This is a genomic window from Lysinibacillus sp. NPDC058147, from assembly GCF_042884205.1.
GTDB lineage: Bacteria > Bacillota > Bacilli > Bacillales_A > Planococcaceae > Lysinibacillus.
On record NZ_JBHVUJ010000005.1, the window covers coordinates 1 to 18787 of the forward strand.

The 18787-nt window shown below is 36.9% G+C and carries 8 protein-coding genes, 16 tRNA genes, 2 rRNA genes and 1 pseudogene; 21 read left to right on the top strand and 6 right to left on the bottom strand.

The features are described from left to right. The 18 genes from ACFVT8_RS15400 to ACFVT8_RS15485 form a co-directional block, all read left to right on the top strand. Positions 1-89: ribosomal RNA gene (locus tag ACFVT8_RS15400) — 23S ribosomal RNA — on the top strand; the annotation flags it as partial. Between the two features lie 117 nt (positions 90-206). Further along, positions 207-322, top strand: a 5S ribosomal RNA gene (gene rrf, locus ACFVT8_RS15405). A gap of 16 nt (positions 323-338) precedes the next feature. Beyond that, a tRNA-Asn gene (locus ACFVT8_RS15410) sits at positions 339-415 on the top strand. A gap of 5 nt (positions 416-420) precedes the next feature. Beyond that, a tRNA-Ser gene (locus tag ACFVT8_RS15415) sits at positions 421-512 on the top strand. Between the two features lie 30 nt (positions 513-542). Beyond that, positions 543-617: transfer RNA gene (locus tag ACFVT8_RS15420), tRNA-Glu, on the top strand. A 14-nt stretch (positions 618-631) separates the two neighbouring features. After that, positions 632-707 (top strand) — tRNA-Val (locus ACFVT8_RS15425). A 25-nt stretch (positions 708-732) separates the two neighbouring features. After that, positions 733-807, top strand: a tRNA-Met gene (locus tag ACFVT8_RS15430). A 4-nt stretch (positions 808-811) separates the two neighbouring features. Next, a tRNA-Asp gene (locus ACFVT8_RS15435) sits at positions 812-887 on the top strand. Between the two features lie 15 nt (positions 888-902). Next, a tRNA-Phe gene (locus ACFVT8_RS15440) sits at positions 903-978 on the top strand. Between the two features lie 9 nt (positions 979-987). Next, positions 988-1063 (top strand) — tRNA-Thr (locus ACFVT8_RS15445). 10 nt (positions 1064-1073) lie between these two features. Then, positions 1074-1157, top strand: a tRNA-Tyr gene (locus ACFVT8_RS15450). 13 nt (positions 1158-1170) lie between these two features. After that, a tRNA-Trp gene (locus tag ACFVT8_RS15455) sits at positions 1171-1244 on the top strand. A 12-nt stretch (positions 1245-1256) separates the two neighbouring features. After that, positions 1257-1332: transfer RNA gene (locus ACFVT8_RS15460), tRNA-His, on the top strand. Between the two features lie 35 nt (positions 1333-1367). Next, positions 1368-1443 (top strand) — tRNA-His (locus tag ACFVT8_RS15465). 4 nt (positions 1444-1447) lie between these two features. Then, positions 1448-1522: transfer RNA gene (locus ACFVT8_RS15470), tRNA-Gln, on the top strand. Between the two features lie 6 nt (positions 1523-1528). Further along, positions 1529-1603 (top strand) — tRNA-Gly (locus ACFVT8_RS15475). Positions 1604-1611: 8 nt separating this feature from the next. Continuing rightward, positions 1612-1685: transfer RNA gene (locus ACFVT8_RS15480), tRNA-Cys, on the top strand. 47 nt (positions 1686-1732) lie between these two features. Further along, positions 1733-1813, top strand: a tRNA-Leu gene (locus ACFVT8_RS15485). 439 nt (positions 1814-2252) lie between these two features. Here the strand turns inward: ACFVT8_RS15485 and ACFVT8_RS15490 are convergent. Then, a complete protein-coding gene (locus ACFVT8_RS15490) occupies positions 2253-3446 on the bottom strand; it encodes an MFS transporter (protein WP_387083400.1) in 1194 nt (397 codons plus the stop codon). Between the two features lie 247 nt (positions 3447-3693). Between ACFVT8_RS15490 and ACFVT8_RS15495 the strand changes: the two genes are divergently transcribed. Then, positions 3694-4272, top strand: a complete 579-nt coding sequence (locus ACFVT8_RS15495) for a TetR/AcrR family transcriptional regulator (RefSeq protein WP_387083700.1) — start codon at positions 3694-3696, stop codon at positions 4270-4272. Between the two features lie 215 nt (positions 4273-4487). Here ACFVT8_RS15495 and ACFVT8_RS15500 read toward each other — a convergent pair whose 3' ends face one another. From ACFVT8_RS15500 to ACFVT8_RS15510, 3 genes and pseudogenes are all read right to left on the bottom strand, one after another. Next, positions 4488-5015: a hypothetical protein gene (locus ACFVT8_RS15500; protein WP_387083401.1), complete on the bottom strand. Its 528-nt coding sequence runs from the start codon at positions 5013-5015 to the stop codon at positions 4488-4490. Further along, complete coding sequence (locus ACFVT8_RS15505; protein ID WP_387083402.1) at positions 5002-5493, bottom strand: RNA polymerase sigma factor; 492 nt, start codon at positions 5491-5493, stop codon at positions 5002-5004. The genes ACFVT8_RS15500 and ACFVT8_RS15505 overlap by 14 nt, the downstream gene beginning before the upstream one ends. Positions 5494-5916: 423 nt before the next feature. Beyond that, positions 5917-6105, bottom strand: a pseudogene (locus ACFVT8_RS15510) (alpha/beta hydrolase); the annotation flags it as partial. A 396-nt stretch (positions 6106-6501) separates the two neighbouring features. On the opposite strand from ACFVT8_RS15510, the gene ACFVT8_RS15515 reads away from it, so the two are divergent. Next, positions 6502-11157, top strand: coding sequence for a DUF8202 domain-containing protein (locus ACFVT8_RS15515; protein ID WP_387224291.1), 4656 nt, complete (start codon positions 6502-6504; stop codon positions 11155-11157). A 554-nt stretch (positions 11158-11711) separates the two neighbouring features. Here ACFVT8_RS15515 and ACFVT8_RS15520 read toward each other — a convergent pair. Beyond that, on the bottom strand, positions 11712-14672 hold the full coding sequence (locus tag ACFVT8_RS15520) for a hybrid sensor histidine kinase/response regulator (protein WP_387083405.1): 2961 nt from the start codon (positions 14670-14672) through the stop codon (positions 11712-11714). 364 nt (positions 14673-15036) lie between these two features. Continuing rightward, a complete protein-coding gene (locus tag ACFVT8_RS15525) occupies positions 15037-16203 on the bottom strand; it encodes a response regulator (protein WP_387083406.1) in 1167 nt (388 codons plus the stop codon). A gap of 1577 nt (positions 16204-17780) precedes the next feature. Between ACFVT8_RS15525 and ACFVT8_RS15530 the strand changes: the two genes are divergently transcribed. Further along, positions 17781-18698, top strand: a complete 918-nt coding sequence (locus tag ACFVT8_RS15530) for a DUF3885 domain-containing protein (RefSeq protein ID WP_387083407.1) — start codon at positions 17781-17783, stop codon at positions 18696-18698. The last annotated feature ends 89 nt before the right edge of the window (positions 18699-18787 follow it).

The window sequence follows — 18787 nt, forward strand, 5'->3', positions numbered from 1 at the left end:
CCTCAAAGACGATGAGGTAGATAGGTTCGAGGTGGAAGTGTGGTGACACATGGAGCTGACGAATACTAATCGATCGAGGACTTAACCAAAAAAGTTTGAAACATTCAATGAACCGTTTATCCAGTTTTGAAAGAACAAAAACTATTAAAAAGATACTTGAACTTCATTGTGAAATATGTTATAATAAATATTGTCTTTCAAAATAGTCTAGTGATGATGGCAAAGAGGTCACACCCGTTCCCATACCGAACACGGAAGTTAAGCTCTTTAGCGCCAATGGTAGTTGGGGGCTTCCCCCTGTGAGAGTAGGACGTCGCTAGGCTATATGATAAAATTATTCCGAAGTAGCTCAGTTGGTAGTAGCACCTGACTGTTAATCAGGTTGTCGCAGGTTCGAGTCCTGCCTTCGGAGCCATTCTTGGAGAGTTGTCCGAGTGGCCGAAGGAGCACGATTGGAAATCGTGTAGGCGGTTAACACTGTCTCAAGGGTTCAAATCCCTTACTCTCCGCCAGCACTTTAAGGATTTTTCATTCCAAACGAAGGCCCCTTGGTCAAGTGGTTAAGACACCGCCCTTTCACGGCGGTAACACGGGTTCGAATCCCGTAGGGGTCACCATTTAATACCCAGATGGAGGATTAGCTCAGCTGGGAGAGCATCTGCCTTACAAGCAGAGGGTCGGCGGTTCGAGCCCGTCATCCTCCACCATTATTTAAATAAATTACCTTATTATCGCGGGGTGGAGCAGTGGTAGCTCGTCGGGCTCATAACCCGAAGGTCGTTGGTTCAAATCCGGCCCCCGCAACCAAAATGGTCCCGTGGTGTAGCGGTTAACATGCCTGCCTGTCACGCAGGAGATCGCCGGTTCGATCCCGGTCGGGACCGCCATTTTTTAAAAAATATGGGTCAGTAGCTCAGTTGGTAGAGCATTAGATTGAAGCTCTAAGTGTCGGCGGTTCGATTCCGTCCTGACCCACCATATTTTTTTGCCGGTGTAGCTCAGTTGGTAGAGCAACTGACTTGTAATCAGTAGGTCGTGGGTTCGACTCCTATCGCCGGCACCATGGCTTTTCCGGAGGGGTAGCGAAGTGGCTAAACGCGGCGGACTGTAAATCCGCTCCTTAGGGTTCGGCGGTTCGAATCCGTCCCCCTCCACCAGTTTTTATTTAATAGGGGCATAGTTCAACGGTAGAATAGAGGTCTCCAAAACCTTTGGTGTGGGTTCGATTCCTACTGCCCCTGCCAATTAATTTTATGGCGATTGTGGCGAAGTGGTTAACGCACCGGATTGTGGTTCCGGCATTCGTGGGTTCGATTCCCATCAGTCGCCCCATTTTCAATAAAATTAATAAATACAATATAACAATGGCGATTGTGGCGAAGTGGTTAACGCACCGGATTGTGGTTCCGGCATTCGAGGGTTCGATTCCCTTCAGTCGCCCCATTGTTGGGGTATAGCCAAGCGGTAAGGCAACGGATTTTGATTCCGTCATGCCTAGGTTCGAATCCTAGTACCCCAGCCATTTTTTGCGGAAGTAGTTCAGTGGTAGAACACCACCTTGCCAAGGTGGGGGTCGCGAGTTCGAACCTCGTCTTCCGCTCCAAATATTATGGCGGCATAGCCAAGTGGTAAGGCACAGGTCTGCAACACCTTTATCACCGGTTCAAATCCGGTTGCCGCCTCCATAATTTATTACTTAATCGGTTTATCCGATTTTTTTTATCTCCATTATGCCGGTGTGGCGGAATTGGCAGACGCGCACGACTCAAAATCGTGTTCCTTTGGAGTGTCGGTTCGACCCCGACCACCGGTATCATTAGAAGTTTCTTAGTCAAGATAAGAAATACTTGAAAGCCCATAAACCTTGTATATCAAGGTTTATGGGCTTTTTTCGTTTTAAAGAAAACGATAAGAATTGAATTCATTTTACACAAGAAGAAACCTTGATAATACTGCTTTCTTTAGCAGTAAGTCATATAAATTTTATACAAATTGTTCTCAAATCCCTTATGAGTATCGATTATTAATTGTATTAAATATAAAAAACGCATATGCATAAAAGTGATATATTATTATGCACACGTTACGCAGGAATTATGTGCAGATATTTTTTGCCTCTGGATCTAATTCCAATTTAGCTTGAGCATGTTAGGACGATGTGATTAAGAATAAAGCGAATGTGGAAGATAGTAATTCCACATTCGCTTCTTTTGTTTAAGTAATGATAAAGGTTCTTTAAAACTATCTTAGAATTACTTCTTTTCTGTGGTAAAGTAAAATATGGAAAGTATAGGAGGAATTATTCCAATCCATAATGTAGTATTCCATCCTCCAATTGCATAGGCCCATCCTCCGATTGCTGACCCAATCGCACCACCAAAAAAGAAAATTGCCATGAATAGTCCATTTAGACGACTACGAACTTCGGGACTCAACGAGAAAAGCGCACGTTGGCTGAGCACAAGATTTGCGGATACTCCAGCATCTAACAATAAGGATGAAACTACGAGAACAGCAATTCCAATAGGTGAACTAGTATGGATAATAAGCGGCAATAAAAGAGAAATGACAACAATAAAAAGTGCTATCCCTGTTGCAGGTCTAGTCATGCCACGATCAGCAATTCGTCCTGCAATAGGCGCGGCTACTGCACCAGCGACTCCAACAAGCGCGAATAACGCAACGTCTTTCTGAGAAAAATGAAAGGCAGGGCTAGTTAACAGTTGTGGAACTGTTGTCCAAAATAAACTAAAAGATGCAAACACACCTGCATGATATGCAGCTCGACGGCGTAAAATTGGGGTTGTTCGTAACAAATGCCACATAGAACCGAGTAGAGCTATATAGTGTGTGTCGGTTGAAGGTTTTCTTCTAGGTAACACCTTCGAAAGTACAATAGCCAAAACCATTATAGTTATTGCAGACAAAATGAATATGGCATGCCAGTCAAGAAACTCAGCAACTAAGCTCGACAAAGGACGTGAGAGCATGATTCCAAGTAACAAACCGCTCATGACATTGCCGACAACACGGCCACGTGAAGAATCGGATGCAAGATATGATGCAAAAGGTACGAGTACTTGCGTAGCTACCGAACCTAAACCTATGACAAACAAAGCGACTAAGAACAGCAAAATTTGTTTCGTCATTGCTGTGATTGCAAGGGCAACTGCCGTCATAAGTAAAGATGAGACAATTAGCTTCCGATTTTCAAGAATATCTCCTAAAGGCACGATAAATAGCAAACCGACAACGTAACCAATTTGCGTTAACGTAACGATTAAGCCAGAACTGTTTGCTGACAATCCAATTGATGAGCTAATTATCCCAACTAAGGGCTGCGCGTAATATAAATTAGCTACAATGATACCGCATGCGGCAGCCAAAAGAATAGTTAACCAAGAAGGAATATTTTTTTCGATTGTTTGTTTCTTTATATCAGTCATTTTGTACAACTCCTTGTATGTGAAATATAATGCTTTACTGTTAAAAATACGTTGTGTAGTTTCCCTCCTTAAGTTAGTTAATTATTTTTATTTTAAAATACTGAACGTTTAGTATATAAAATCATTAACCACATAATATACTGAACGTATAGTTTTGTAAATAGGCAATTTCAACTTTCTGTTTTTTTATTTAATTGATATACTGAACATACAGTTTATTAATTTCGGAAGAAAGGTGGTATTTATGATGAATGGAAAAAGAGGCAGACCACGTAATTTAGAAGCACAAAATTCAATCCTTTCCGCATCTTATGATTTATTGTTGGAAAATGGGTTTCAGGCTGTCACAGTTGATAAAATCGCAGAATATGCCCAAGTTAGCAAAGCAACTATTTATAAATGGTGGCCAAACAAGGCTGCAGTAGTGATGGATGGTTTCCTTTATGCTGCCTCTGAAAGATTGCCTGTGCCTGATACTGGTTCGGCGTACAATGATATTCTAATTCACGCTACAAATTTAACCAAGTTTTTGACAAGCCGGGAGGGAACCATAATTACGCAGTTATTGGGTGAAGGACAGTTTGATTCAGGATTGGCAGATGCCTATCGTACTCGATATTTCCATCCCCGCCGACTTGAAGCAAGGAGTCTTTTGGAAAAAGGAATTCAACGTGGTGAATTGAAAAAAAGTATCGACATTGATATATGTATTGATTTAATTTACGGTCCAATCTTCTATCGATTACTGGTGACAGGCGAAACGTTAGATGAATCATATGTACAACAATTAATATTAAACGCTTTTGATGGAATTCGTTCTTCCTAGTTGTAAAAATAGGTTTAACCGAATCATCTTATTTAGCATTCTAGAAAGATTTTTTAAAAATGATGTAACTTTGCTGAATACTATTCTTAGCAGGCTTATAAATCGCATTCAGCGGGCAATTTTTTTAATTTTGTCCGCTGAATATAATTGTGTAATTAAATATGTGTTCGTTTCTTGAGAATCCCATTTTCTAATTCATTATGAATAAATATTATTTATTCTACAGGAGCCATATTGTTGTAGATTACGTCGGCAGTGACTTTTCCAGTACTAACATCTTGAGATGTGTAACCAGAAATGAAGTTTCCTACTTTAAATTCTTTTTGCAACAGTTCTTCTGATGGTTTCGCTGCAGTTGGGCCATTGATCCCTAGCTGGGTTTTGTTTGTTACCGTTACCCATAAATTGCCGATCTTAAAGCTTTTACCGTTTGTACTAACCTCAGTAATCGTTCCCTCGATATTCACAGCTGCTTTGGCTGTGATTTGCGGTCTGTTCGTATCTACTGAAGTACTTTGCGTGTCGGTCTTCGAGTGCTGTATCATCGTGTATGAACCTGTCAATACTGTACAGACTGTGGCTATCAGGCCCAAGTTTTTTAAGGATAATTTCATGCTACTTTTATTCATTTTAGTTTCCTCCTTAATTGGTGTTGATTGAATAAGTTTTTTATAAGTTTCTTCTTTGAATCTATCGTTCATCTTCACCTTATCTATCGCCGATTTATAGCTAGATTTCCTCATTCTCAAGCCCTCCAATCTTTTCTTTTAAAAGAAGGCGTCCACGCGCAAGCCAAGTACCCACTGTTGCTGGCTTTGCCTGCAGGATCTCTGCAATTTCTTGGATCGTATATCCCTCATAATAGTGCAGATGGATGGGAATTCGATATTTTTTATCCAGAGCTAATACTGCCTGTAATAACTCATTCTCTTCCTTAGGGAGGTAGCTTAAGTTCTCAGGAATTGGATTTCTGCTGCGGAACCAACCGGTTTTCAACATGTTTTTGCTTTTGTTAATGGTTGTGCGTATGAGCCAAGCTTTTTCATGTTCAGTGTTGTTGAATACAGGGGAATTCTGCAAATAAGTTAAAAATACCTCTTGTGTAACCTCTTCAGCATCCGCTACATTTTTTAGATATGCGAACGCCACTTTTATCAGACTCTGGGAATATAACTCCAGTATCCGTTGCAAAGCATCATGAACTTCTAGAGAATGATGCACCCCACCATCTCCTTTCACTTTAAATACAACTGAGGGCGCCTTTATTTTTCATTGAGAATAGAATTTCTTTAAAATATTATTTTAAGCTGAGTTCACAAGTTGTCTAAAAAGGAACAAGCAAAATTCTCAAGTTCTATAATGTAACATGTTATGGAGTTAAAGATTGCACAATAGAAGCAACACAGGACGAAAAGTTGTTTGTGGATGCAATTAAAATTAAGAAATAAAAGGACCAAATATTATTGGTTTTAATTATAGATGGTTTTGCCGATTGGGAAGCAAGTTATGTGACTACAGAAGGGTATATATTTGCGATAAGTTATTGGATAAATATACGATCCACTCAAATAGTCAATTATTTGAGTGGATCTACTTGTTTTTTATTTATTTGCAGTAGTCTCTATATACGAAACAATAGATTAATTAAAACCCTTTACTTAACCAAGTTGTGGCAAGATCAATTGCTCCACGTGCAGCTTCAGTTTTGGCTAAGGCGTTGAGCATCACGAAATTGTGAATGATACCTTGGAAACGTACTGCAGTGACCGGAATACCTGCTTCACGAAGTTTATTGGCATATGCTTCTCCCTCGTCACGAAGTACATCAGTTTCAGTAAAAAATGATTCAGATGTTAGGAAGCCTAAATGTAGTAAAGCCTTATGGAAATGTAAAAGGCGGTATCAAGTATGTAGATTGGAAAGTCTGGAATATGATTAGATAGAAACATAAAATCGTGGTGAGTTTCCTAGTAAAACAAATCTACTTAGCGGATTAATTAAATTCTGTAATAGAACTTAGACTGAAAAAGATAAGGGGTAACCCGCAAAGTCAGGGCTGAACTTGTAAATGTTTTGTATATATCTCTCGTTTATATTTAAATATCTAGAAATCTGTCGAAAAAAGACCAGATTACTAATGAAAAAAAAAGCATTTGTAAATAAAGAGGGAGATGAGTAAAACCATTACAAAAAATCTATAAAGTTTTTAAAAAGATTGGAGGAACAAACATGCAAACAAAAAAACAACAAAAATGGTGGAAACGCTCTCTCAACACTTTTCTTGCCACAGTACTAATCGCAAGTAGTATCTCATTTGTTGGTGTTCCACAAGAGGCAAAAGCAGCAATAAATGATACGCCAATATCATCCCCAGCAGGTGTAGATGGTGCAGCTTTATGGCTTCGACCAGATAAAGGAATTAGTACTGAAAGTGGAGAGCTTGTATCTGAATGGAAGGATCAAAGTAGCCTAGCAAATGATGCTACACAGAGTACAGCAACTTTCCAACCAACATATAGAAATGATGCACAATATAATGTGAATTTTAATCCGACGTTGGAGTTTAATAATAAGTATCTCAATTTGGATGTAGCAAAGCTTCCTACAGGAAAAGAGCCTCGAACAATTGTGGCAGTAGCAGCAACAAATACTCCAACAGGTAATCATTACATTATTTCATGGGGAAATCCAGCATCTGGTCAAATGATGGGGATGTTACAGTATAGTACAGCAATGGGAGCATTGTCTGGATATGGTACTCAATTTGCAACTGGTGCTAATTTCTGGCAACCGAAAGTACCAAATGAGCTTTTTGGTACATTTGACGGCATTAATGGTGCTTTATACAGTAAAATGCAACTCATAGGTCAAGGTACCAGACCGTGGAATACAGCTAATACACAGGCAAGAGTAGGTTCTATTGTTTACGGAAGTTCTAGTCCTTCAGAACCATGGACGGGAATGATTGCGGACATAATTGTATTTGACCGAGTTCTTGATAATACAGAGCGCCAACAGTTAAGCTCGTACCTTTCTATTAAATATGGATATACCCTTACTAATGTAAGTTATTTGAACTCGTCAGCAGGTACTCTTTGGGATGCAACGACAAACGCAACATATCATCATAGTGTAGCTGGTATTGCGCGTGATGATAATGGTGGTTTATTGCAAAAACAAAGTAACAGTACAAACTCTGGTCATCAAGTGATTATTGGTTTAAGTGAAATTAGTGAGAAAAACTCTAGCAATACAGCACAATTTTCAACGGATATGCAATATTTAATGTGGGGAGATAATAATCAACCATTTACTTATACTCAACCACTTGGTGATAGAGCACATACTGAACGTATTTGGAAAGTCCAAAATGTAGGGGATGTTGGACAAGTGGAATTTGCCATTCCTAAAGATGCGTTACCAGAAAAAGGAGCATTGCTTGTTGGAAATGAAGATTTTAGTAGTGCTAAAGAGTATTCATTAACATTGAGAACAATTAACGGAAAAGAATACTACACAACAAAGTTAACGTTCACTGATGGGCAATACTTTACTCTAGTGACAACAAAGCCTGAATTAGAAACGGCAACACTGACACAAACAGTCACAGATAACAATGAAGTTACACTAGTTTTTGATCAGAGTGTGACATTAACGGATTTAAGTGGATTTACAATTACAAAAGATGGAATCGAAATCCCTATAGGAAATGTCTCATATAAAATAGATGGAAATACAATTGTTTTAACATTACCTACAAATGAAAATGTTACGGATGAATCAATTATTAAGGTAAAATATGAAAAAGATACGGGTAACTTAATAGGTAATACAAATAATCTTCCAGTTGGGGATTTTGACATAAAGGCAGTAAATTCGTTTGCAGCCTCTTTAACAATTGATACACCAACATCGACAATTGTGGAAACACCACAACCAGAGATTAAAGGTATGGTAGAAGTAGGTTCAGATGTTGAGGTTGTGATAAAAGATAAACAGGGGAATGTAATAACCAATGCGGGTGGCACGGCTAGTGTTGATGGCAGTGGTAACTGGACATTTATCCCATCTGTGAACTTAGCACCTGGTAATTACACAATTGAAGTGAAAGCTACAAAAGATCGAAAGACATCCACAAAGACAAAACCTTTAACAATTGTTGATAAAACAGCCCTTCAAGCAGAAGTAGCGAAAGCAGATGCATTAAAAGCAACAGACTATACAGCCGAGACATGGTCAGTTTATGAAGCAGCATTAGCGTCAGCTCAAGCAGTATTAGGCAATGACAATGCGACACAAGAACAAGTGGAAGAAGCACGAGCGGTATTAGCAGCAGCACGAGCAGCGTTACAAGAAAAACCAGGTGTTGTTAATAAAGTATCACTTGAAAAAGAAGTAGCGAAAGCAGATGCATTAAAAGCGACAGACTATACAGCAGACACATGGGCAGCTTACCAAAAAGAATTAGCAAAAGCTCAAGCAGTATTAGGCAATGACAATGCGACACAAGCAGAAGTAGATGCAGCAGAAGCAGCATTAGCAGCAGCACGTGAAGCGTTACAAGAAAAGCCAGGTGTTGTTAATAAAGCGGCACTTCAAGCAGAAGTAGAAAAAGCAGCAGGTTTAAATGAATCAGACTATATAGCAGACACATGGGCAGCTTACCAAAAAGAATTAGCAAAAGCTCAAGCAGTATTAGGCAATGACAATGCGACACAAGCAGAAGTAGATGCAGCAAAAGCAGCATTGGCAGCAGCACGTGAAGCGTTAAAAGAAAAGCCAGGTGTTGTTAATAAAGCGCCACTTCAAGCAGAAGTAGAAAGAGCGGCAAATTTAGACAAATCAGACTACACAGCAGACACATGGGCAGCTTATGAAAAGGAATTAGCAAAAGCCCAAGTAGTATTAGGCAATGACAATGCGACACAAGCAGAAGTAAATGCAGCAGAAGCAGCATTAGCAGCAGCACGTGAAGCGTTACAAAAAAAATCAGGTGTTGTTAATAAAGCAGCACTTCAAGCTAAAGTGGATGAAGCAAAAGGTTTAGTCGCATCAAAGTTCACGCCAGAAACATGGGCAAACTATCAAAATCAATTAGCAGCAGCCCAAAAAGTATTAAACAATGCAGATGCAACACAAGCAGAAGTAGATAAAGCATTAGCTGATTTAACAGTAGCCAAAAATTCTTTAAGACCTGTTCTAACAACACCAGGTCTAGGCTCATTAGTACCATCACAAGGTGCATTAAGCCCAAGCTTCTCATCAGAAATGACAAATTATACAATGAACGTTGATTATGCAACATCACAATTATCGTTCTTGGCAACACCAATTAACCCAGGTGCTTCGGTTACGACAACTGTTAATGGGCAGCCAGGCACTATTGGACAAATTCCACTACAAGTAGGGGAAAATATAATTGTTATCACAGTGACAGATTCAAATGGTAATGTGAGACACTATACAATTAAAGTATATCGTGAAGCATACACAGGCGGTGGCGGAGGTACATGGACACCAACACCACCAACGACTGAAACTGGTACAATAACAACAAAAATCCAAGTGGCATTAGAAATTGATGGCGACAACCCACTGGAAAAAACAACGGTGGAAATTGAACGCACAAAACATACTAATGGTGAAATCACAGATTTCGTGGCATTAACAGAAGCGAATGCGAAGGAAGTTGTAGAAAAAGCAAAACAAATTAGCAATAACATCGCACGTATCGTCATTCCAGATGTGAAAGATGAAGTGGATAAAGTAACGGTGGAAATTCCAAAGCAATCTCTAAAATTACTACGTGAAAACGGATTATCGTTTGAAATTGCCACAGAGAATGGACTGATTGCAATTCCACTTAGCTCGATGAACGGCGTGGATGACAACTTCTACTTCCGCTTAGTGCCTGTCAAGAAGGAAAGCGAGCGCAAGGCGATTGAAGAACGCGCTAGAGTGGAAAAAGTGGTGCGTGAGACACTACAAAGCAAAAATGTACGTGTAGTAGCTCGTCCAATGACGATTGAAACGAATATGCCAAGTCGTCCTGTCCAAGTGACATTGCCTTTAAAAGGTGTTAAAGTGCCAAAAGCGACAGCGGAGCGTCAAGCCTTCCTAGACCAACTAGCAGTGTTTATTGAACATTCGGATGGTGAGAAAAAGGTCGTATTCCCTGAAGTGGTGACAATGGCGAAAGGAGAACTTGGCTTACGCTTCACAGTCGACAAGTTCAGCACATTTACAGTTATTCAATTCGAGAAACCATCAGTAGGTAAGCATGAGGCTTATATTAAAGGCTTCCCGAATGGTACGTTTGGTCCTGAGAAAAACGTGACTCGTGCACAAGTAGCGACGATGATTGCACGTATCTTAGGCTACACAGATGACCAAACAATAGATTATGCACCATTCAAGGATATTCCAAGTAATCATTATGCAGCAGGAGCTATTGCCTTTGTGAAAGAGCGAGGCATTATGAACGGGGATATGGCTGGTAATTTCCGTGCAAGCGAGAATATTACACGTGCACAAATGGCAACAGTGGTTGCGAACTATAAGCACCTACAGATAGAAGAAGGTGTAGAGATCACTTTCAACGATACAAAAGGTCATTGGGCACAATGGATTATTGAAGCAAACCGTACTGCCGGCATTATTAACGGTCGTCAAGATGGAAGCTTTGCACCGAACGAGCACCTAACACGTGCGCAAGCAGTTGTCATGATGAATCGCATGTTTGAACGTGGCCCATTAAATGGTGTGACAACACCTAGCTTCCCAGATGTGAAAGATACGCATTGGGCATTCAAAGAAATCGAAGAAGCCGCAAATTCTCACTCTTATATTATTAATGAAGATGAGAAAGAAGAGCTTTCAAAATAATATAATTTAAATGCAAACACCTCATGTATGTATGGGGTGTTTGCTTATGTTCAGAAGTTGTTGAGAGGTTGTGATAAACATTTATCTCAATGGTCAGAATGCTTCGACAGGTACTGTGCGGAAGCGAAAGTCACTAAATGAGACATCGAATTTTCATGTTGTAACAGATACATATAAATCTCGACAAGCTGCTAAAAATGTACATTGATGAAGTATCGCTTTGGCTGGAGTGCATCCATTGAACAGATTTTATTTTGCAGTAAATGGAGAATCAATATGGGGATATTTACTAGCATAGCGGAAGCAAAAAAGAGAGAAGAAAATTAAAGTAGCTAAACTTTCAACAGTTACATATGTAATAGCTGAATGATTAAAGTATGTTCAGAATGTAGTAAGCTATTTTATGTAATCTTGTCAAAGTCCAAAATCTTGAACAAACAAAAAAAGACTAGGCTTCCTTGTATGCCTAGTCTTTTTGATATATAAAGCGGATTGGATTACGAAAGCGATAGATAAAGTCATCGAACTGACGGATAGAACGATAAAATACCTCATTAAATTTTGGGAATGGAGAATGAGATGGTTGTGCCTTGACCAATGACACTGTCTACATTTAATTCCACGCCAAATAATTGCTTCAGGCGCTGTTCCGTATTTACGAGGCCTACGCTTGTTTTCTTGTGAGATGTCTTTGGCTCAAATCCAACACCATTATCTGAAATGCCTATTGTAAAATGACCTTCTTCCTCTTGAATAGAAATGGTCACAGTACCACCCTCACGTCGTGGTAAAATGCCATGCTGAATAGCATTTTCGACAAGGGTTTGTATGGAAAGCGGAGGAACAAAAAACTCCATTTCATTTGGTGTATCCCAAACTATTTGTACCCTGTCGCCAAAGCGTATTTGTTCAATGGCAAGATAGGCACGAACAAGCTTTAATTCATAGTCGATTGGCACGACTAAATCAACGTTTTGGAAATCGAAACTTGTTTGTAGATAGTCACTAAAGGCAAGTAGTAATTCTTCCATTTTCTCCTCATCTACACCATGTAAAGAAATAATAGAGTTCAAAGTATTGAAGAAAAAGTGCGGCTGAATTTGTGCCTGAAGCCATGCTGCCTCAATGCGCAGACGTTCCTCGCTAGATTGCTTTACTTGAATAAGAGCTTTAACACGTGATTTAAGCTCCATATATTCCATTGGTTTTTTTACATAATCATTGGCGCCACTTAAAAAGGCTAGTTGAATATCTTCACTTTGCTGTCGAGCTGTTAAGAACAATATTGGTAGCTCTGCGATAGAGAATTTTTCGCGAATGTGCTTGGCTAAGTCGTAGCCAGACATATGTGGCATCATAATATCTGAAATAACTAAATCATAGCTATTGTTTTGAAGCATATCGAGAGCCTCCGCCCCACTTAAAGCCGTTTCGATTTCAAAGGAATCCGTTGAAAATGCATTGGCAAGTACTTGTAAGTTTACAGCGTCATCGTCAACAATGAGAATTCTTGCATGGCTAGATACTAAAGAGCTCTTTTCTATAGTAGCAGCAATATTGTATTCTCTCGAAAAATCATTTAATGAATATTTGATAGATGCAGGATCCTTCTCAACATTTAATTCCTTGTCTTCCATATTCTGCGACTTCGCTATTGGTAATGAGAAAGTAAAGGTTGAGCCTTTACCGATAGTAGATGATACCGACATTGTTCCACCATGTAAAGAAACAAGTTCATGGCAAATGCTTAAACCTAATCCAAGGCCACCACCTATGGATGTCATTGTCGAATCCACTTGTTCATATGGCTCAAATACTCTTTCTTGCATATTTTTATCAATGCCGATCCCTGTATCGGTAACGGAGATATATAATTGTTTCCTAACTACTTCGGCATCAATCGTAATGGTACCTTGCTCAGTAAACTTAATGGCATTATGAATTAGGTTCATAAAAATTTGGATGAGTCTTGTTTCATCCGCTAAAACAAGTGGTGAATTAATTGGTATTCGCACGACAACTTCTACGGGCTTTTCTTTTAGCATAAAGCGAAACATAGTACTGACCCCACTAGCCAGGTTATAGGCATTCAAAGGTTTTAGATGAAGTCGAAGCGTTTTTTCTTTTAATTTTACTAAATCCAATAAATCATCTAACATGTGGGTCATGTGATTTCCTATTGTTACCATTAATTTTAAGTCATTTTGTGCTTCTTTATCCTCCTGCTTAGCCAACATCGTTTGGGCAATACTCATCATGCCATGCAAAGGATTGCGTAGCTCATGAGAAGTATTTGCTAGAAAATCATCCTTTGTATTTATTTCTTTTTTTAATTTCACAGAAAGCTTTTTTGTTTGTAAAGTCGTTTGAAAATAGCTTGTAAACCAAAATGCGGATAATGCAGTTACACTAATTAACATATCAAAAGGATAATGACTATAGGGTAATATTGTATTCTGTCTTGAATTGAAAAATAATGAATTGGTTGCCACTGCTGTTCCGGTTAATAATAAAAATATCACGCCTTTTTTACCTTTTAAAGCTAAAATCAATGTGAAAATAGTTACAATAATAGGAGAGAAGATAAAAAGTATTATTAATATCATTTTAGTTTTAAAAATATATTCAATGGGAGCTACTACAATAAAAAATATATAGAAAGCATATACCAATGGGACAATTGTTAATATTTTAGGTTTAGCGTATTCCTTCATCAATTCACGTATTAATAAAACAAAAAACAGTGCACTATGTATGTAAGATAAAAAGTATAGCTTGTTCGCCCAAATCCAATTTATTGGTAAAAAACTAAATAATATTTTATTGCTAGAAGTGAGTATCGTGAAACAAGTTGAAATAATAATCATAGCAAAATAAAATAAAGTTTTATTTCGAACGCCTATACCCCAAAGCAAAATTGCGAATAGTAGATAAAATAGGAAGACTAAGAGAACAGCCATTTGAGTATCAATGGAAAAAGAAGTCGATTGTTCCATTGAGTGCAAATCACCAAGAATAATTTCTCGTTGAAACCCACCTGGTACATAAGGATTTGTTTGAACACCTTGTATAATAATTTCACTTTCGTTCGTATTAAGCGTAAAATAATAGGTTATAGGTCTGCCAATAGGAGCAGTTTGAGTAAGATTCGTCGTAAGATTTCCAAGTCCTCCAATGAATTGACCGTTTATATAAAGCTCATAGGGTGCTAAACCTTCAGGAATCGTAATGCCGTACATTTGGGGGGAAGTGTGTTCTTTTAAAATTTTTAAACGATAAGAACCATAACGAACTTTTTCGTTATTTTTAAAATATTGATCCCAAGATTCTGGCTGATTCGTATAAACCTTATTTTGTTTAACAGATTGGACATTTTCAGAAGTGAGGAGGACGTTAGGGTAGAATTCCCATTCATTCTGTAGCTTAACTTTGAAATTATGGCTTGTATCAATACTTCTTAAATCAACGGTTCCTTGTATAACATCGACACCTTTTGAAATGTTAGTGAAATTCATCCAGGTAAAGTGTAAAAAAGTTAGAAAACAAAAGAATAACCCGGAAATTAGGAAAACGGTAAGTTTTTTAGAAAATATTTTCTTTTTTATGATAAATAATAGATTTCTATAAATAGGTTTATTTCTCCTTTAAAAGTAATGGGTTTTGGTTTTTCTATTAATTCTTAAAAAAAAATAAAAGATGTTGAGATGATGAATGAAAGTTGAATATTGATTTTGCCTACAGCATTTGAAAAGCTCCTATGTATAGTTCTAAACCAGAGAAAATCAGAAGTCGCCGCTCTTTGTTCCAATTAATAAAAAGATACCCAACGCTATTGTAGCCTATAAAAGAAAGGACTCTATCGCAGAGTCCTTTCTATATCTATCCTAAACTAAAACATTTCTCCGCCGAAATTTCACTTATTTTTCTCCAATTTTTATACCAGTCTTCAACTTCCTCACTCGGGTCCACCGCTAATTGTTCCTGTAACATTTTCTTTAATAACCAATATTGTTCTTCGACTGCAGCAGCATTGTTGAGTAAATCATAGAGCTTCATTAAGGTGAAATAGCTATTCTCCTCATCAGGAGAAAATGATTGTACTTTTTCTTGTACCATCACGGCAGCAAGGTAATTTTCATTTTTAATATAAAATTCACTTAATTGCTGAGCATGATGTAGCCACAAACGTCTTAATCTCTCTCTTTCGCTTTCTGACCATATATAATTGCTATCGCCTAAATAATCGCCTGTATAATACTGGAATGCATGCTCGTGCTTCTTTAACGTTTCATGGTCAAGTGGAGGTAAAGATTTTAATTGAGCTAGCCATTGTTCTACATCAATAACAACATTTTCTGTCATTAATTGATAGCCTGAATTCAACAATAGACTTGAGATTTTCACACCGTCTAGTCCATAATTTTTTACAGTTTGTCGGATGGTATAAATAGCTGTATAAAGCTGCTTGGAGGCCTTATCCATATCCGACTCTGGCCAAAACATCTCTAATATGGTGTCTCGATAAATCATTTCATTATGATGGCTAAGCATATAAGCAAACAATTCTTTCGCTTTCGACGTACGCCACTTCATTAATTGTGTATTACCATCAGGCGTAACTATCTTTAGACCACCTAATAGCTTAATCGTTTTCTGTTTTTTTGATATTGGCTGATTTTTTTCGATAACCCGTTGAAGTCGTTCCAATGTTTTATTTAAACGTAGCTTTTGCACAGGCTTTAAAAGATAATCTATAGCATGCAAATTGAAAGCATCTATAGCGTATTGGTCAAAGCCTGTGGTAAAAACAATTTCTACGTTTGGCAATAGTTCTTGAATTTTTTCACCTAGCGCAAGCCCATCCAAATCTGGCATTACTATGTCTAAAAATACAACATCGGGTAGTAAAGTTTCTATTTTGTCAATGACTTCTAGAGAATCTGTATATTCTCCAACTATATCAATTTCGGGGATACCGCATTTTTCAAGTAAGGTTTTTAGTCTCGTTAATGGTAAATGTTCATCATCAACTATCACGATTCTCATAACAGCCCCTCCTTAAAAACTAGTATTAATATCGTTCTTAGATAGAAAAACATTACTTTTGAAGGGATATTGAAAATCAGTCGAAACTATTCGACATGATATAAAAAGTAAATTCTCTTCAAAAATTTTAAAATTTTTCTGATTGCTAGCCAGCTTACATTACTTCGCTTTACCTGGATAAGATTTTAATAATGTCCATGAAGAAGGAATAGCTGCGCAACAAGGTACTATCGATTTAAGAGATATCGAAACAAGCAAAGATCTATCTAATAACATGCTATTTTATTTTTTGCGTGATTTGCTCAAGAAATATAAAGCTTAAAATATTCATTGGATGCATATTTACTTTTTATTGATCTAGCCCCTATGGATATTAAATTTAGCACTAAAATTATTTTCATAATACTCATTATGTATCTCCTATTATAACTATTTTTATACTAATTTATAGTAGTAAAGGGGAAAGAGGGTAAATTATTCGAAAACATGTTTTAACAGCATGATTGAATAATTTTATTTTAATATTGCTCCTTAATAACTTTAATAAAAATAAAATCCGCGGAAGTTACTAGACAATATGTAACCTTTTTCGGTTTTCGATTATTGGTTTACAGTTTTTTGCAATATATATTGTGTCTTGAATATTCAAAACAGAATACTTTCTTTGAAACTTATTATTTTTTAAAAGTATGAAATTACGGATTCATATTATAACGTTCTGTTATATGACCATCGAGGTATTCTACGATGGTCGAAAAACCGAAAGAAGTCAGAAGTTTTAAAAGGAACACTTACAGCTTATGATTAGATTCTTATTGATGAATTATTGAGTGATGGGATTAAACAAGAAAAATTCGGTAAAACATATGCTACTAACTACAAAGAATCGCTAAAAGCCTTCAGGATTTTTTAGATGAGGATGAAAACACAAATAATTGATAAGGTTTTGGAATTTTTTATTAACTTTATATAGCACAAAAACATATAAAACATATATAACGCTAATCAAGAATTTCAAACATAAAGTAAAAGGTCAGGTGTCGGGGTGTTATAATCATAGTTAGAAGGTCAATGTTATTTAATGATGATAGCATTCCTGCTCCCGCGATCAGAGTTAAAATTAATGCCGTGTAAAACATGAGAAAATACTCTTTATTAACAGTATTTTACCGTGTGTTTTCCTTGCTATTAATTTCAAAAAAGGTAAAATAGGAACATAAATTGACAGGTCGTATGACACGATTTAAGAAATGTTGGATAAATAGCATAATACCAATGGTTCAAGTGTTCAGACGTTCAAGTACGACTCAAAATCGTGTTCCTTTAGAGTGTCGGTTCGACCCCGACCATCGGTATCATGTCACTGCTTGCCAATGCAGTGTAATCAACGTTTCTTACACTTTGTATGAAGCGTTTTTTTATTTTCTTCAATAGGATTTTTATAATCATATCGCGTACATATTCTGTCATTAAACGAGGGATGATCAATCATTAACATACCAAAAGGCAATTAAGGAGATTGATCTCAAACATAAAGATATTAAATTAGTGAATAAATATATCTAGGGAGTTTAAAGATGGAGCTGTTTAACCAATTGACAAGAAATCCAAAATATTGGATTCGTTTTGAATTAGGACTTGTCGAATTAGAAGGCGAGGAATATTCTAAAGAAATTTATCATCGTGTATTATCTATTTTTAACTTTCTTTTTAATAAGACTGATACCATTATGCTAATTGCTTCAATTAATACATCTATTGAATACAGAGGAAATGATCTAGTTAATATACACCGTTTTCTCAAAAACAAAAAATTAATATATGGATTAAATTGTAAAACAGTACCTTATGAGTATGATGAAGAAGATACTGAAATGAAAACAATTCAATACAGTTTAAAGCTTAAAAAGGAAGATATTCGTTTAGGTTATCTTTTTCAAGCGATAAGTAATACTAATTTCGATAGAAAGCCAAGAATAGAAGGAAATCTTTATTTACTGAATTTGTCAAAGAGTACATTATTACATATGTATGATGACCGTGGATGTGATGTTTATAGCTTAGATAAAGAAAGTTTATTGCCCTTATACCATAAATATAGAAATTGGATTTTAGACTATAATCGTATTCAAATTGACCATATTTTTAAAGAAGGATTATTTAATTACTCTGAAACATCAACAGAAATGGAAAATAGACTTCAAACCAATAAATCGAGAGTACAGGAAACAAGAATTAATTTATATGAAGTTAATACATGTGACATTACGCATCAAATTGAAATACCAAAAGATTCGACAGAAGAATGTGTGAAAGAGATAGAACAAACAGGATTTATTATTGAAGTTGATAATAAATATAATGATTATAATGTTCTTAAAGTCATGAAAACTGAAGCCCTGGCACTTATTGATTATCAGACAGAACTTATGTCTTTATATTCAAAGAAGTATAACGGAAAGTATAAAGGATGGTCAGTGAAAAGAGCTTTTTAATTAAAGACTTCAACAATTATGTTGCAGTCTTTTTTGTTTGTCTTTACATAACAAAGTGAAAGAGTATAAGGTCATCAGTAATAGTTGTA